We start from the raw sequence: 14,440 nt of genomic DNA, 5'->3' as shown, positions 1-14,440 counted from the left end.
AGTCGGCGTGTCAGAACCGATAGTTCAAACCCAGCTTCAGACCACGATACTTCGGTGTCGATCTGGTTGAGGTTCCATTGCCGAAATCCACGTTTTCAGCGCTGAACTGAACGTATTCGAACTCACCCGTGATCGACCAGTGTTCGGTCAGGTTATGTTCGACCCCGATGCTGGCGGTAAAGCCGCTGCGTCGGCCGCCACTTTCGAAGAATTGAGAGCCCCCCTGGACGGCCTGTCTGCTTGTTGTGTTGATGTCGCCATTCACATATCCAGCCGACACAAAATACAACACTGTACCGCTTTTATTGGTCAGGCCATTGCGCAGCCGAATCGAGAACACGTCCGATATTTCGGACCCGCCCGTGACCGTCTGGCCGTTGATCTGGTTGGAGGCGTCATCGCTAAGCGAGCCGAACTCGTACCCAAGCTCAAACCCGTAAACATAGTCGCGCCCGCCGCGCGCAGGCAAAACGCCGCGCCACCCGGCACGCACGCCACCCAACGAACCGCTCAGGTCCAGGTCGCCTACTTCCGAGGTTCCGCCGGGTCCAGTCAGTCCAAATCGATCGTCGCCCCCGAAAGCGTACGCGCCCGTAGCACCCAGATAAAAGGCGCTGACGTCACTGCCGAACCGTTTTGGGTTGACGACAGGAGGGTCAGAGAGACCTTGATCCAGATTGCCTGCAGCGGTCACGCCGGGAAGCACCGAAACAGCGATCGCGGTTGTAAGGGCGGATCTCAACAGCCGCCCAGAAAAACGTTTCAAAGTCTTCACTCGTACCCTTTCCATTCACCGACCTGCCCATCCCGTCGGCAAGAGATGAGGTTTCCCAAAGGCACAAAACACTCGACCCCTAAGCAACCTGATTTTTCTCGGAACATAATTCCGAGTAATAAATCAAGGGTAAATTTGGAATTAACAAATCCGTATGGTTTCCAAAATCCAAATAACGGACGCGTTAGCGCAACGCACCCGCCAGTGAATTTGCGCCCGATGACATGATCCGGACATCGCGCAATTCGCCCACCGCAACATCAGCGTCAGATACGTGAACCGAATGAAGATACTCGGATTTTCCGACCATCTGACCTGGCAGACGACCCGGTTTTTCAAACAGAACTTTCACGTCCCGACCAACCATCGCGTCCTGAATCTCGCGCTGGTGACGGGTAATCAACCCCTGAAGCCGCTGCAGACGGTCATCCGCAGCCTTGGGATCAACCTGAGACCGCTCAGCCGCCGGTGTTCCGGGGCGGGTCGAATATTTGAACGAATACGCATATCCGTATTTGACCTCTTCCACCAAATCCATGGTGGCCTGAAAATCCTCTTCGGTCTCTTCAGGGAAGCCGACGATGAAGTCGCCGGACATCACGATATCCGGGCGCGCGGCGCGAATGCGCTCGATCAGGCGCAGATAGCTCTCGGCGGTGTGGCTGCGGTTCATTCGCTTGAGGATGCGATCCGAACCCGACTGAACCGGCAGATGCAGATAAGGCATCAGCTTGTCGCACGTCCCGTGCGCCTCGATCAGGTCGTCGGCCATGTCGTTGGGGTGTGAGGTGGTGAACCGGATCCGCTCCAGCCCGTCGACCTTGTTCAGCTCCCAGATCAGACCGGCCAGCGTCATGTCACCATTCGGACCAGCGCCGTGATAGGCGTTGACGTTCTGCCCCAGCAGAGTGATTTCGCGCACCCCGCGTTCGACCAGATCGTTCGCCTCGCGCAGGATACGATCGGCGGGACGGCTGACTTCGGCCCCCCGCGTATACGGCACTACGCAGAAGGCACAGAACTTGTCGCAGCCTTCCTGCACCGTCAGAAATGCGGTCGGTCCGCGTTTCGCCTTGGGACGGTTTTTGAGTTTCTCGAACTTGTCTTCTTCGGGGAAATCAGTGTCCAGCGCCTTGGCACCGGTGCGCGTCTTCGCCTCCATCTCGGGCAGGCGGTGATAGCTTTGCGGACCGACAACAAGGTCAACAATCGGCTGGCGGCGCATAATCTCTTCGCCTTCTGCCTGTGCAACACATCCAGCAACACCGATCTTGAGGTCGGGCTTTTCGGTCTTCAAACCTTTAAACCGGCCAAGCTCGGAATAGATTTTTTCCGCAGCTTTTTCCCGAATATGGCAGGTGTTCAGCAGGATCATATCCGCATCATCGGGGCTTTTGGTTTCCACGTAGCCCTGACCGCCCAGTGTTTCCGCCATACGCTCGCTGTCGTATACGTTCATCTGGCAACCATAGGTCTTGATGTACAGCTTTTTGGGTTCTGACATGAAAACGGCCTTTGCATTCGCGGGATCGGCGTCGTCTATACCCTACGAACGCCGCTTGCAATGGCGACGCGATTACCCGATTTTGACCCGAAACTCCAGCAAGGCGGCAGCGGACAGGCAATGCAATACGAATCTCTCGACTCTTTCCTGCAAACGAGCAAGGCCGCTTTGGCAAAGGGACCCCTCGCGTTGGTTTTTGTCGAAGATGACGTCGAAACTGATAGCACCATCCGTCATCATCTGAATCTGGGCTTCAAGTCCCTGATCGTGTTCATGCCGCAGGAATTTGCGCTGGACCCCGAGCTTGAGGACCGAGTTCACCGCGTCTCTCTCAGCTGCGTCCCGCGCACCGTCGTGTTTGAGACGATCAACAGGATCATTCAGGCGGCGCCAAGTTTGTGGATGTATTACTGCTTCAACGCCGAGTACCTCTTTTTTCCCTTTTGCGAGACGCGCACAATCGGTGAAATGCTGGCGTTTCACACCGAAGAACGCCGCGACTCGGTGCTGAGCCATGTTGTCGATCTTTATGCCGAGGATCTGAACGAATTCCCGAACGGCGTCGCACCTGAACACGCGATGATGGATCGCACCGGGTATTTCGCCCAGGCGCGGCTGGATTCGATAAAGCACCCGAAGGAGCGCCAGCTGGATATGTCTGGTGGTTTGCGATGGCGGTTCGAAGAACACGTTCCCGCTCAAAGCCGCCGAATTGATCGGATCGCCCTATTCAAATCCAAGCAAGGATTGTCATTGCGACCGGATCACACGTTCAACGACGAAGAATACAACACGTATTCCTGCCCGTGGCACCACAACCTAACGGCTGCGGTGTGCTCGTTCCGGGCTGCCAAAGCCTTGAAAACCAACGCAGGATCTACTTTCGACATTCCGACATTCCGCTGGCGCAATTCGATTCCGTTCGAATGGTCGTCAAATCAGTTGCTTGAGTTGGGGCTGATCGAAACGGGCCAGTGGTTCTGACCCGCCTCAATGACCTATCCGGTGTCTGATCACCGCCGCAGCAACATCGGAAACCAATCCTCGCGCAAGCGCTGGCCCGGAACCATGTCATGCCCCGGAAACGGCGGCGATGTCCGGCCTGGCCGCTCGACATATCGCGCATCGTCACCAACCAGACGCAGTGAAAACGCGCGGCGGCGGCTGTCGGATTGATTTCCTCGCGCACCGTGAAGCGTGCGATAGTTGAAAGCAACCGCGTCGCCCGGATCCATCTCAAACTCGACAACCCGCATCCCTTCGGCATCCGGGTCCGGGGCCGGGATGTACTGGCCTTCGTCGGGAAAGAACCCATCTTCCGACACCCAGCGAGTCGGCAAGACCTCTTTCTCCCACCGGTGCGAGCCTGCCACACAGCGCAGTGTGGCTTGCGTGACCGGATCAAGCGGCGACCAAAAGCTGATCGTTTGCTGCCCTTCAACAAAGTAATAGGGCCCATCCTGATGCCACGGCGTCGCCATCGAGGTTCCGGGCTCTTTGACCAAAACGTGGTCGTGGAACATCTGCACTGTATCCGACTGCATCAAATCTGCCGCGACTTCTGCCGCCGGGGATTCGTGAATTACCGTCTGAAATTGTTCAATGCGCGACCAATTGCAATAATCGTCGAAAAACCGACCCGTCTGGCCTTTTTTCTTGTTCTCGGATGCATAAGGTCCGGGATCCGCCATATTCGCTGCCACACCTTCGCGCAGGGCCTCAACGTGATCGGCAAATAGCCCTTTGATCAGGACCACGCCGTCCCGTTGATAGGTGTCGATCATTTCGTGAGTAACCAAGGGGTGCGTCATGTCTGTCTCCGTGCCGGTGGTACGACGATCTGCACATGGATGACCCCTCTGTTCAAATAATATCTTTCTAAGGTAGGTTTAATTTCATGTTATATATTTCACTTCGCCAATACGAATATGTCTGTGCTATCGGCCGCTTCGGCAGCTTGTCTGCCGCCGCGCAGCAGCTGAACGTGTCACAACCGGCGCTGTCCACCGCTCTGACGCGCGTCGAATCGCATCTTGGCCATCCGCTATTTTCGCGAAAACGCGGGGCCGCGCTGGCGCTGACCCCGCAAGGACGCAGATTTATCGAAGACGCGGAAAACTTGCTGACCAATGCGGCCCGGCTTGAGAAAGCGGATCAAGTCAGTGCAACCAGGGCACAGTTACGATTGGGGTGTTTCGTGGATTTGGCCCCGTTTTTGCTGGCCAAGGCGCTGCGCCCACTGCGCATGGCACTGCCGGATTTGACCGTTTCGTACAAGGTAGACGGGTTCGAAGGGCTGATTACCGACCTGATCGACGGGCGCATAGATTTGGCGCTGACTTACGGCCTGAGCATGGATGCCGGATTTCAACAGCAGACCCTTTTCCCCAGCAGGCCAAACGCCATCATGGCCCCGGACCACCCATTGGTGCGCGCGCCGTCTGTTTCGCTGAGCGAGCTGGCCGCCCATCCGCTGATCCTGTCAAACGAAGGCCTCTCATCACAGCACGTGCTTGGACTGTTTCGGCAGATCGGATTGCGACCTTCAGTGGCACACCGGGCGGCAACGCTGGAAATCCAACGCAGTCTTGCCGCGCATCACGAGGGGGTTGCGATCAGCTATGCCACCTCGCCCTCGGACCTCAGCTATGACGGAATGCCCCTGGTCAGTCGTCGAATCCTGGATGACATCGCTGCGGAACCTGTGGTTCTGGCCCGTCATGGCACCGGCCCTACAGAGCCACACATCGCGCAGGCGGAACAGATTCTGATGGAGTTTTTGGCCTGAGTTATTTTTTCCGCAGACGGATCACCACATCGACCGACGCGATCTCAACGCCCTCGGGCGCTTCGGGCAGGCGTTGAATCACCAATTGATCCGACGGCGCATCGCTCAGGCGGCTTTCGTCTTCCCAGAAAAAGTGCGGATGATCGTGGGTATTGGTATCGAAATAGCTTTTCGAACCATCAACCGTAATCTCCTGCAGAACTCCGGCATCACAAAACGCGCGCAGCGTGTTGTAGACCGTTGCCAGAGATACCGCGTCCCCATTCTTTTTGGCCGCCTCAAACAGGCTTTCGGCAGTGACGTGCCGATGGCGTCCATCGCCGACTAAAAGCTCGGCCAAAGCGACACGCTGGCGCGTTGGGCGCAGCCCCGCGTCAACCAACCAATCTGTAGCTCTGTTCTGGCTCTGAGGTGTCATCAATCCGAAACCCAATTGTTGCTGAACCATATATAGGTGCTGTGTTCGGGTAATTTCAAATGAAATTCATTCGCAAAGAATGCCGTCTGCACAACAGGATGTGACGTGCTGCTCTTGCAGGACCTTGCATGCGGGTGCTAGACGAGGCCAGATATAACGAACGGACCCCTGGCAGGAGAGGCGGCAGAATGGCCCAATTCCCGAGCAGCTTTGACAAGGACGATCTGCTGAAATGCGCCCGTGGCGAATTATTCGGCCCGGGCAATGCGCAATTGCCTGCACCTCCGATGCTGATGATGGATCGGATCACCGACATCTCGGCCGATGGTGGCGCGCATGGCAAAGGCCATATTCTGGCTGAATTCGACATCACCCCTGACCTGTGGTTCTTTGATTGCCACTTCCCCGGCAACCCGATCATGCCCGGCTGTCTGGGGCTGGATGGCCTGTGGCAGCTGACCGGTTTCAACCTGGGCTGGCGTGGCTGGCAGGGACGCGGCATGGCCGTAGGTGTCGGCGAGGTCAAGCTGACCGGCATGGTCCGCCCCGACCGCAAGATGCTGACCTACAAGATCGACTTCAAAAAAGCGATCCAGACCCGCCGTCTGACCATGGGTGTGGCGGATGGTATCGTCGAAGCGGACGGTGAAATGATTTACGATGTCAAAGACATGAAAGTCGTTCTGTCCGAAGCCTGAGCCTGACCGGCCCGAAATAAGGAGCACGCACATGCGTCGAGTAGTTGTCACCGGTTTGGGGGTTGTGTCCTCCATCGGGAACAATGCCCAGGAAGTAATGGCCTCTCTCAAGGCCGGAAAGTCCGGCATCGAGGCCAACGAGCAGATGGTCGAACACGGCTTTCGCAGCCAAATCGCCGGAACGCTCAAGATTGATCCGGCTGAGCATGTAGACAAGCGTACCCTTCGCTTCATGGGTCCCGGTGCAGCATACGCACATATCGCCATGAACCAGGCAATCGCCGACGCGGGCCTGACCGAAGACCAGGTCGTGAACCCGCGCACCGGTTTGGTGGCCGGTTCCGGCGGTCCGTCAACCAGCGCGATGCTGACAGCGCATCAGACAGTCCTGAAAACTGGTGCGACTAAGCGTATCGGCCCGTTCGCCGTGCCAAAATGCATGTGTTCGACGATTTCGGCCAACCTTGCGACCGCGTTCAAGATCAAGGGTATCAACTACTCGATCACCTCGGCTTGCTCGACCTCGCTGCATTGCATCGGCAACGCAGCCGAACAGATCATGCTCGGCAAACAGGACGTGATGTTCGCTGGCGGTGGAGAAGAGCTGGACTGGACACTGTCCTGCCTGTTCGACGCGATGGGCGCGATGTCGTCGAAATACAATGACACGCCGGACAAAGCCTCGCGTGCGTTTGACCAGGACCGTGATGGATTCGTCATCTCAGGCGGTGGCGGGATCGTCGTTCTAGAGGATCTGGAACACGCGTTGGCCCGCGGCGCAAAGATTTATGCCGAAGTGACCGGGTATGCGGCCACGTCTGATGGCCACGACATGGTGGCTCCGTCCGGTGAAGGTGGCGAGCGCGCGATGCGTCTGGCTCTGTCGACCATGCCCGAAGGGCGCAAAGTCGGCTATATCAACGCCCACGGCACCTCGACCCCGGTCGGAGATGTAGGCGAAGTTGAAGCTGTGCGCCGCATCTTTGGCGAAGGCAATGTGCCCCCGATTTCATCGACCAAGTCGATGACCGGACACGCACAGGGCGCCGCAGGCGCGCTTGAGGCGATCTTCTGCCTGCTGATGCTGGAAAATGATTTTATTACGCCGTCGATCAATGTCGATACGCTTGCCAAAGGCATCTTGCCCGGTGAAATTGCAACTCAAGTAGTTGAAAACGCAGGATTGGACAGTGTGATGACCAACAGCTTCGGCTTTGGCGGCACCAACGGCTCCATGATTCTGTCGAAGTATAACGGGTGAATGTAATGTCGGATCTTCTAAAAGGTAAACGCGGCCTGATCATGGGCGTGGCCAATGACCGCTCGATCGCGTGGGGCATTGCCAAGGCCATGCATGAGGCCGGTGCTGAACTGGCATTCACCTATCAGGGCGAAGCCTTCGGAAAGCGCCTTGAGCCGTTGGCCCAAAGCCTGGGCAGTGATTTCATGGTGGACGCGGACGTCACGGATGACGCCTCACTGGATCGCGCATTCGAAGAGCTTGGCGCGCGCTGGCCCACCATCGACTTCGTGGTTCATGCCATTGCCTATTCGGACAAATCCGAACTGACAGGGCGTTTTCTGAACACAACGCGGGCCAACTTCAAACACTCGATGGATGTTTCCGCCTATTCCTTCATCGAGGTTGCGCGCCGCGCCTATCCGCTGATGCAAGAGAATGGCGGGACGCTGCTGACCCTGACGTATCAGGGATCGAACAAGGTTGTTCCGAACTATAACGTCATGGGTGTGGCCAAGGCCGCGCTGGAATCGGCGACCCGCTATCTGGCCAACGATCTGGGCCCGGAAGGCATTCGCGTCAACGCGATCTCTCCCGGCCCGATGAAGACACTGGCCGGTGCAGCAATCGGCGGTGCCCGCAAGACCTACAAATTCTGCGATCAGAACGCGCCCATGCGCTCGAACGCAACACTCGAGGCTGTTGGCGGCACGGCCGTTTACCTCACTTCAGATGCGGGAGCATGCACGTCGGGTGAGATCATTCGCGTCGATGGCGGCTTCCACGTTCTGGGCATGCCGCAACCTGATCACATGTGACCTGATCTTTCCCTGCCCGCGCCAAGATTTCACCATCTTTCACGGGCAGGGATATCGGCATGAGCAAAGCCGAACATATCCTTTCCAGCAACACTCGCAGCATCCGGTCGCGCCGCAGATCCGGATTTCTGGGCACGCGTGGCATTGTCGCGTTATTGGCCCTGACCACCCTATTGTTGTTTGTGTTTTTCACACAGCCGCAGATGCGGGAAACCGTCAAAGCCTGGATCAGCCTCATAACAGGCTGATCCGACTCGTTTCCTAGATCAGTTGATCGAAACGACCTCGATATCAAATATCAGATCCTGGCCGGCCAATGGATGGTTGGCATCCAGCGTGACGGTTGCTTCATCGACCTCTACCACCGTTACCGGAACGGCCTGTCCGTCCGGCGTTTGCATCTGCAATTGGGTGCCGGGATCCAGCGGAATATCGTCCGGAATGCCTTCGCGCGGGATTTGCTGGCGCGCCGCGGGGTTGATCGGGCCATAGGCGTCCACGCAGGCGATCTCGACCCGCTTTTTGTCGCCAATGTTCAAACCCGGCATCGCCGAATCCAAACCCGGGATAATCTGGCCCGTACCAACGACGAATTCCAGTGGGTCACGTCCTTCGGAACTGTCAAAGACGTTTCCGTCCAACAGCGTTCCTGTGTAGTGGATGCGAACCGTGTCGCCTTGTTTGATTTCGGTCATATTGGTCTCCGGCCTCTTTTGGGGTTTAGCGGCCAAGCCTAGGAGGTAACACGACATTGTAAACCCCGGCCTCTTTCATGCCCGTTATTGTTGTGCAAACCTGCGCCGGACGATCAGGAGGGGACCGGATGCCAATCACAACCTGCATTTTCGATGCGTATGGAACGCTGTTTGATGTGGCCGCCGCCGCGCGGCAAGCAGCCAGAGAGCCGGGCTTTGAGAAACTGCAACAAAAGTGGCCCGAACTGGCCAATCATTGGCGACTGAAGCAACTGCAATACACTTGGCTGCGCGCGGTCACGGACGCGCACGCGGATTTCTGGGATGTCACTCAGGATGGACTCGACTGGGCGCTTGAGGCGACTGAGCTGCACGGCGACGCCACCCTGCGGCAGCGGTTGCTGGATCTCTACTGGGAATTGCAGGCTTACCCGGAAGTTCCGGAAATGCTGCGCGCATTGAAATCGGGTGGATTGCAAACAGCGATTTTGTCGAACGGTTCACCTCCGATGCTGGACGGCGCGGTCCAGTCTGCGGGTATCGGAGAAGTTTTGAACGATGTGTTGTCGGTGGAAAGCGTCGGCGTGTTCAAACCGGACTCGCGTGTCTATGACCTTGTGCAAGAGCGTTTCGGCTGCGCCCGTGACGAGGTGCTGTTCGTCAGTTCAAACGGCTGGGACGCGGCTGGTGCCAGCGGGTATGGCTTTGTAACCGCCTGGGTCAATCGCGCCGGGGAGCCGATGGACCGCTTGCCATGGAAACCTGCGCATGTACTGTCCGACCTAACGACGATTCCGCAACTGGCTGGACTTTAATGGTATTTTTCACTTCGTCAGATAACAGGCGTCTTTTTTTCGAGGACACCGGCTCTGGTGCACCTGTCCTTTGCCTTGCTGGGTTGACCCGCAACAGCAAGGATTTTTCGTTCCTCACGCCGCATCTGGGCGACATGCGGGTAATTGCGATGGATTACCGTGGTCGCGGACGCTCGGACCATGACCCGGACTTCATGAACTACAACGTCGTTCGCGAATCTCAAGACGCGATCGAGTTGCTGGACCATCTTGGTTTGGACCGTGTGAATGTCATAGGCACCTCGCGTGGGGGACTGATTGCCATGGCGCTTGCCGCCAGCCATCACGAACGGCTGTTGGGTGTTGTCCTGAACGATGTCGGCCCGGTGCTGGAACCATCGGGTATCGCCAAGATCATGGAATTTGTCGGCAAGCAGCCCGTTTCCAAAACACATGATTTGGCGGCTCGGGCGTTGCAGCACGTCTTGGGGCCCCAATTTCCCGGCGTGTCACTAGCGCGTTGGCGGCAGCAGGCGGAAGTCCAATTCGACGAAACGCCTGATGGTCTGACCCTCAGCTATGATCCTGCACTGCGTACAGCGCTTCTGGAACAGGCCGCTGCAGGGCCCGCCCCTGATCTGTGGCCCCTGTTTGAAGCACTGCAGAGCATTCCAACCGGCGTCATTCGCGGCGCAAATTCGGATATTTTGGGCAAAGACACGCTGACCGAAATGCACAACCGCCACCCTGATCTTATATCAGCAGAAATACCCGACCGTGGTCATCCCCCGTTTCTGGATGAACCACAGTCGGTAGAACTCATTCGCAAGGTACTGGTCACCGCATGAGCACACTAGAAATGATCGAGGCCGCCGCCGAGCGCCTTAGAGGGCATGTTCGCGAGACACCGATTCTAACCTCGCCGTTTCTGGACGAAATCGCTGGCCGCCGCGTGCTGGTGAAACCCGAATGCCTGCAACACACCGGCAGCTTCAAGTTTCGCGGCGCTTGGTCGGCCATTTCGGCGCTCAGCGACGCGCAACGACAACGCGGCGTGATTGCCTATTCTTCGGGCAATCACGCGCAGGGCGTGGCCTTTGCTGCAGCTCAGCATGGGATTTCATCGGTCATTGTCATGCCCTCTGACGCACCGCAGCTAAAGATCAACAACACCCGCGCGCTGGGGGGAGAGGTCGTTCTGTATGACCGCGCGAACGAAAGCCGCGAAGAAATTGGCGAGGCACTGGCGTCCCAACGCAGTCTGACCCTGATCCGGCCTTACGACGAACCTCAGGTCATCGCAGGTCAAGGCACCGTCGGGCTGGAACTGGCGCGGCAGACGGCCGATTTGGGTATCGAGAAGGCGGATGTTCTGGTGTGCTGCGGCGGCGGCGGGTTGACCTCGGGCATTGCGCTGGCGCTGGAAGGCCACGCGCCGGGGCTGCGAGCCCGCCCGTGCGAGCCCCAGGGGTTCGACGACGTCAAACGGTCTTTGGCAACAGGGCATATTCAAAGCAACAACGCTGCATCGGGCAACATTTGCGATGCGATCCTGACGCCGGAACCGGGCCAGATCACCTTTCCGATTCTGAAAAGGCTGTGCGGTCCGGGCCTGTCGGTGTCCGAGGAAGACGCGCTGCGCGCCATGGCGCATGCGTTTTTGCGCCTCAAGATCGTGCTGGAACCAGGCGGAGCGGTGTCGCTGGCCTCGGCCCTGTATCGCGCGGACGAAATCGAAGGCGATGCAGTGATCGTTGTGGCATCGGGCGGCAACGCCGACCCCGAAGTCTTTGGAAAAGCGCTGGAATACCTGACCTGACAAGCCGTTTGGGCTGAGGCAACCTTACTATCGTGCGTATGACGCCAGGGGATTGAGTCGTGCAAATTGCAGACATTGGAAACGTGCAAATCCACTATCGGATCGATGGTGATCCAGACGGCGCGCCGATTGTGTTTGCCAATTCATTGGGAACCGACCTGCGGCTGTGGGACGATTTGCTGCTGCACCTGCCTGCCGGGCTGCGTATCATCCGATTTGACAAGCGCGGGCACGGCCTGTCCTCTCAACCCCCGGCACCTTATTCGATGGGTGCCCTCGTGCGCGATACGGAAGGTCTACTTGATTTCCTGAAGGTGCGCGATTGCGTGTTTGTCGGCCTGTCGATCGGCGGACTGATCGGACAAGGGCTGGCCGTCAAACGTCTGGATCAGGTCCGCGCCTTGGTGCTGTCCAACACCGCAGCCAAGATCGGCATCCCTTCGATCTGGCAGGACCGCATGGACGCGGTACAAAAGGGCGGGATCGAGGCCCTGGCTGATGCAACCATGGAGCGCTGGTTTTCCAAGGCATTCCGCGCATCGCCCGAGCATCTGCTTTGGCGCAACATGATGGTGCGCCAGCCAGTGGATGGCTATCTGGGCTGCTGCGCGGCAATCTCTGGCACAGACTTCTACACCCCCACCAGTGGCCTACGCCTGCCGACCCTTGGCATCGCCGGCAGCGAGGACGGATCGACCCCACCGGATCTTGTGCGGGAAACCGTTGACTTGATCCCCGGCTCTCGGTTCGAGCTGATGCGACGCGCTGGGCACTTGCCTTGTGTGGAACAGCCGGCAGAATACGCGGCATTGCTGCACAGCTTTCTGACCGAAATCGGACATGTTTGAAGGAGCCTTGGTTTGGCCGATCTTCTATTAGTCCATGGGTCCTGCCACGGTGCCTGGTGTTGGCGCGACCTTATCCCGGCGTTGGAAGCGCTGGGGCACGAGGTACGCGCCATTGACCTGCCCAGCCACGGATCGGATCCGACGCCTGTTGCCGATGTGACGTTGGACAGCTGTCGGGACACGATTTTGGATGCGACCTCGCCCAATACAATCATTGTCGGTCATTCCTGGGGTGGCTACCCGATCAGTGCCGCGGCTGAAGCCACGCCGGAGGCCATGCGCGCCCTTGTCTACCTTGCCGCCTACGTCCCGCAGGATGGCCTGTCGATGGTAGAAATGCGCAGACGAGCACCCCGGCAGACAATCCATGATGCCGTCGAAAAATCAACCGACGGTCAGTCGTACATGTTTAAGCCGGACAAAATGCACGATCTGTTCTATCATGACTGCCCACCCAAAACGGTGCCGTACGCGTTTGCACGCTTGTGCCCTCAAGCCATCGCACCACAGGACACCCCCCTGTCCCTGAGCGACAAATTCGACCGGGTTCCTAAGGCTTATATTCGGACAACCAAGGACCGGACAATTCCGACTGAATACCAGGAACAGATGAGCCATAAAGCACCCGAAGCTATGCGGCATACGATTGCCACGTCGCATTCCCCGTTTTTTGCGCAACCCCAAAAACTCGCTGATTTGTTGGACAAAATCGCAAAAAACCTGCCAGGGTCACAAGTCTGAGCACATCCCTTTCAACCCGCATCGTCTGCGGATAAGGTCCGCCCAAATTATCATCCTTGCGGTTCAAATGCGCCTTCCCTTTTTCTTCGTCCTTCTCACGGTCATGATCGACGCCATGGGCATCGGCCTTGTCCTGCCTATCATGCCGGAACTGATCGTCGAAGTTCAGGGCGGCACATTGGCGACAGCTGCGATCTGGGGTGGCATCCTCAGCACCGCGTTTGCCGCCATGCAATTTGTGTTCGGACCGGTTCTGGGTAACCTTTCGGATGCTTACGGGCGACGGGTGGTATTGCTGGTCTCGCTGTTCGTCATGTCACTGGACTATGTTGTCATGGCGCTTGCGGGCAGCATCTGGTTGCTGTTGGCCGGACGCATCGTCGGAGGCATTACGGCTGCCACGCATGCAACGGCGGCGGCCTTCATGGCGGATGTGTCGAAACCCCACGAAAAGGCTGCAAACTTTGGTCTATTGGGCGCAGCATTTGGCGTCGGGTTTGTCTTTGGCCCGGTACTAGGTGGGCTGCTGAGCGAATATGGCACACGTGCACCATTTTGGGCTGCGGCGGGCTTGTCTGCACTGGCCTTCGTCATCGGTGTATGTGTCATGCCCGAGACGGTCACCGACAAGACGCGCCGGGCCTTCAGCCTGAGGCGGGCAAACCCAGTGAACTCGTTGCGCGCGATTGCCGCGTTGCCCGGGATCCGGCCGATGCTGTGGGTCTATCTCCTGTACTCAATATCGATCTATGTCTACCCGGCAATTTGGGCGTATTTCACAACCGAACGGTTCGGCTGGTCACCACAAATGATCGGCCTGTCACTAGGCGTCTACGGGATCGGCATGGCGGCCGTTCAGGGCGGCCTGATCCGTCCCGCAACCAAGTATTTGGGGGAACGCGTCACAATCATCTACGGCATGGGGTTCGAGCTGTTTAGCTTTTTTCTTCTGGCCTTCCTGACCAATGGGATCATTGCCTTGATGCTGATCCCGATCACCGCCATCGGAGCGGTTGTGACCCCTGCCCTGCAGGCCCTGATGTCGCGCAAGACGCCCGACTCGCAACAGGGTGAACTGCAGGGTGTACTGACATCCTTGCACGCTTTGTCGATGGTCATCGCACCGTTGCTCATGACCAGCGTGTTCGCTCAGTTCATCAAGCCCGACGCGGCGATCTACTTGCCAGGCGCACCATTCCTCTTGGCATTCGTCATGATGGTGATCTGTCTTCTTGTGTTTTCCCGTTCACGTGGGGTCATGGCATAACTACGACATCCCTTTGACGGATTCCGCCTTGCAGC

At 57.8% G+C, this 14,440-nt stretch carries 17 protein-coding genes; 12 read left to right on the top strand and 5 right to left on the bottom strand.

The annotated features are described in order from the left end of the window. Positions 1 to 10: 10 nt before the first annotated feature. Positions 11 to 766, bottom strand: coding sequence for an outer membrane protein (locus AC2FD9_RS19620; RefSeq protein ID WP_496838492.1), 756 nt, complete (start codon positions 764 to 766; stop codon positions 11 to 13). 193 nt (positions 767 to 959) lie between these two features. After that, complete coding sequence (gene miaB, locus AC2FD9_RS19615; protein ID WP_282120722.1) at positions 960 to 2,279, bottom strand: tRNA (N6-isopentenyl adenosine(37)-C2)-methylthiotransferase MiaB; 1,320 nt, start codon at positions 2,277 to 2,279, stop codon at positions 960 to 962. Between the two features lie 60 nt (positions 2,280 to 2,339). Here miaB and AC2FD9_RS19610 point away from each other — a divergent pair, with 60 nt between their 5' ends. Continuing rightward, positions 2,340 to 3,263, top strand: a complete 924-nt coding sequence (locus tag AC2FD9_RS19610) for a hypothetical protein (RefSeq protein ID WP_496838490.1) — start codon at positions 2,340 to 2,342, stop codon at positions 3,261 to 3,263. A gap of 29 nt (positions 3,264 to 3,292) precedes the next feature. On the opposite strand, the gene AC2FD9_RS19605 is transcribed toward AC2FD9_RS19610, so the two are convergent. Further along, on the bottom strand, positions 3,293 to 4,090 hold the full coding sequence (locus AC2FD9_RS19605; protein WP_496706838.1) for a phytanoyl-CoA dioxygenase family protein: 798 nt from the start codon (positions 4,088 to 4,090) through the stop codon (positions 3,293 to 3,295). 86 nt (positions 4,091 to 4,176) lie between these two features. Here AC2FD9_RS19605 and AC2FD9_RS19600 point away from each other — a divergent pair, with 86 nt between their 5' ends. Further along, a complete protein-coding gene (locus AC2FD9_RS19600) occupies positions 4,177 to 5,067 on the top strand; it encodes a LysR family transcriptional regulator (protein WP_496838488.1) in 891 nt (296 codons plus the stop codon). Between the two features lies 1 nt (position 5,068). Here the strand turns inward: AC2FD9_RS19600 and irrA are convergent, their stop codons facing one another. After that, on the bottom strand, positions 5,069 to 5,485 hold the full coding sequence (gene irrA / locus AC2FD9_RS19595) for an iron response transcriptional regulator IrrA (RefSeq protein WP_058273233.1): 417 nt from the start codon (positions 5,483 to 5,485) through the stop codon (positions 5,069 to 5,071). A gap of 188 nt (positions 5,486 to 5,673) precedes the next feature. Here irrA and fabA point away from each other — a divergent pair, with 188 nt between their 5' ends. Genes fabA through AC2FD9_RS19575 form a run of 4 tightly spaced genes read left to right on the top strand, consistent with a single transcriptional unit; the run spans position 5,674 to position 8,489 of the window. Then, entirely contained in the window at positions 5,674 to 6,183 is a 510-nt protein-coding gene (fabA, locus tag AC2FD9_RS19590) for a bifunctional 3-hydroxydecanoyl-ACP dehydratase/trans-2-decenoyl-ACP isomerase (RefSeq protein WP_058279458.1), read from the top strand. Positions 6,184 to 6,214: 31 nt separating this feature from the next. Next, positions 6,215 to 7,444, top strand: coding sequence for a beta-ketoacyl-ACP synthase I (fabB, locus tag AC2FD9_RS19585; RefSeq protein WP_496838486.1), 1,230 nt, complete (start codon positions 6,215 to 6,217; stop codon positions 7,442 to 7,444). Positions 7,445 to 7,449: 5 nt separating this feature from the next. Then, positions 7,450 to 8,241, top strand: a complete 792-nt coding sequence (locus AC2FD9_RS19580; RefSeq protein WP_282120727.1) for an enoyl-ACP reductase FabI — start codon at positions 7,450 to 7,452, stop codon at positions 8,239 to 8,241. Positions 8,242 to 8,300: 59 nt separating this feature from the next. Further along, on the top strand, positions 8,301 to 8,489 hold the full coding sequence (locus AC2FD9_RS19575) for a hypothetical protein (RefSeq protein ID WP_058273151.1): 189 nt from the start codon (positions 8,301 to 8,303) through the stop codon (positions 8,487 to 8,489). 18 nt (positions 8,490 to 8,507) lie between these two features. On the opposite strand, the gene AC2FD9_RS19570 is transcribed toward AC2FD9_RS19575, so the two are convergent. Beyond that, positions 8,508 to 8,936 carry an FKBP-type peptidyl-prolyl cis-trans isomerase gene (locus AC2FD9_RS19570; RefSeq protein ID WP_058273150.1) on the bottom strand — a complete coding sequence of 143 codons (429 nt, stop codon included), beginning with the start codon at positions 8,934 to 8,936 and terminating at the stop codon, positions 8,508 to 8,510. 128 nt (positions 8,937 to 9,064) lie between these two features. Between AC2FD9_RS19570 and AC2FD9_RS19565 the strand changes: the two genes are divergently transcribed. From AC2FD9_RS19565 to AC2FD9_RS19540, 6 genes are all read left to right on the top strand, one after another. Further along, positions 9,065 to 9,751 (top strand): haloacid dehalogenase type II, encoded by a 687-nt coding sequence (locus tag AC2FD9_RS19565; RefSeq protein ID WP_496838483.1) that lies wholly within the window; start codon positions 9,065 to 9,067, stop codon positions 9,749 to 9,751. Beyond that, on the top strand, positions 9,751 to 10,578 hold the full coding sequence (locus AC2FD9_RS19560) for an alpha/beta fold hydrolase (RefSeq protein ID WP_496838248.1): 828 nt from the start codon (positions 9,751 to 9,753) through the stop codon (positions 10,576 to 10,578). The genes AC2FD9_RS19565 and AC2FD9_RS19560 overlap by 1 nt, the downstream gene beginning before the upstream one ends. Then, positions 10,575 to 11,549: a threonine ammonia-lyase gene (locus AC2FD9_RS19555; protein ID WP_496838246.1), complete on the top strand. Its 975-nt coding sequence runs from the start codon at positions 10,575 to 10,577 to the stop codon at positions 11,547 to 11,549. Before AC2FD9_RS19560 ends, AC2FD9_RS19555 begins: the two co-directional genes overlap by 4 nt. 59 nt (positions 11,550 to 11,608) lie before the next feature. Next, positions 11,609 to 12,397 (top strand): 3-oxoadipate enol-lactonase, encoded by a 789-nt coding sequence (gene pcaD, locus AC2FD9_RS19550; RefSeq protein ID WP_496757636.1) that lies wholly within the window; start codon positions 11,609 to 11,611, stop codon positions 12,395 to 12,397. A 12-nt stretch (positions 12,398 to 12,409) separates the two neighbouring features. Next, positions 12,410 to 13,138 (top strand): alpha/beta fold hydrolase, encoded by a 729-nt coding sequence (locus tag AC2FD9_RS19545; protein WP_496838244.1) that lies wholly within the window; start codon positions 12,410 to 12,412, stop codon positions 13,136 to 13,138. A 67-nt stretch (positions 13,139 to 13,205) separates the two neighbouring features. Next, positions 13,206 to 14,405 (top strand): TCR/Tet family MFS transporter, encoded by a 1,200-nt coding sequence (locus AC2FD9_RS19540; protein ID WP_058273145.1) that lies wholly within the window; start codon positions 13,206 to 13,208, stop codon positions 14,403 to 14,405. Positions 14,406 to 14,440 lie beyond the last annotated feature (35 nt).

This window comes from Ruegeria sp. YTSC230 (assembly GCF_059609665.1).
Note: the sequence above shows the minus strand (reverse complement) of the source record. Positions and strands in the feature narration are given on the sequence as shown.

Excerpts from the sequence above, each read along its gene's own strand:
- miaB (WP_282120722.1), bottom strand. The coding sequence starts at position 2,279 with ATGTCAGAACCCAAAAAGCTGTACATCAAGACCTATGGTTGCCAGATG.
- AC2FD9_RS19610 (WP_496838490.1), top strand. The coding sequence starts at position 2,340 with ATGGCGACGCGATTACCCGATTTTGACCCGAAACTCCAGCAAGGCGGC.
- AC2FD9_RS19605 (WP_496706838.1), bottom strand. The coding sequence starts at position 4,090 with ATGACGCACCCCTTGGTTACTCACGAAATGATCGACACCTATCAACGG.
- AC2FD9_RS19600 (WP_496838488.1), top strand. The coding sequence starts at position 4,177 with ATGTTATATATTTCACTTCGCCAATACGAATATGTCTGTGCTATCGGC.
- irrA (WP_058273233.1), bottom strand. The coding sequence starts at position 5,485 with ATGACACCTCAGAGCCAGAACAGAGCTACAGATTGGTTGGTTGACGCG.
- fabA (WP_058279458.1), top strand. The coding sequence starts at position 5,674 with ATGGCCCAATTCCCGAGCAGCTTTGACAAGGACGATCTGCTGAAATGC.
- fabB (WP_496838486.1), top strand. The coding sequence starts at position 6,215 with ATGCGTCGAGTAGTTGTCACCGGTTTGGGGGTTGTGTCCTCCATCGGG.
- AC2FD9_RS19580 (WP_282120727.1), top strand. The coding sequence starts at position 7,450 with ATGTCGGATCTTCTAAAAGGTAAACGCGGCCTGATCATGGGCGTGGCC.
- AC2FD9_RS19575 (WP_058273151.1), top strand. The coding sequence starts at position 8,301 with ATGAGCAAAGCCGAACATATCCTTTCCAGCAACACTCGCAGCATCCGG.
- AC2FD9_RS19570 (WP_058273150.1), bottom strand. The coding sequence starts at position 8,936 with ATGACCGAAATCAAACAAGGCGACACGGTTCGCATCCACTACACAGGA.
- AC2FD9_RS19565 (WP_496838483.1), top strand. The coding sequence starts at position 9,065 with ATGCCAATCACAACCTGCATTTTCGATGCGTATGGAACGCTGTTTGAT.
- AC2FD9_RS19560 (WP_496838248.1), top strand. The coding sequence starts at position 9,751 with ATGGTATTTTTCACTTCGTCAGATAACAGGCGTCTTTTTTTCGAGGAC.
- AC2FD9_RS19555 (WP_496838246.1), top strand. The coding sequence starts at position 10,575 with ATGAGCACACTAGAAATGATCGAGGCCGCCGCCGAGCGCCTTAGAGGG.
- AC2FD9_RS19540 (WP_058273145.1), top strand. The coding sequence starts at position 13,206 with ATGCGCCTTCCCTTTTTCTTCGTCCTTCTCACGGTCATGATCGACGCC.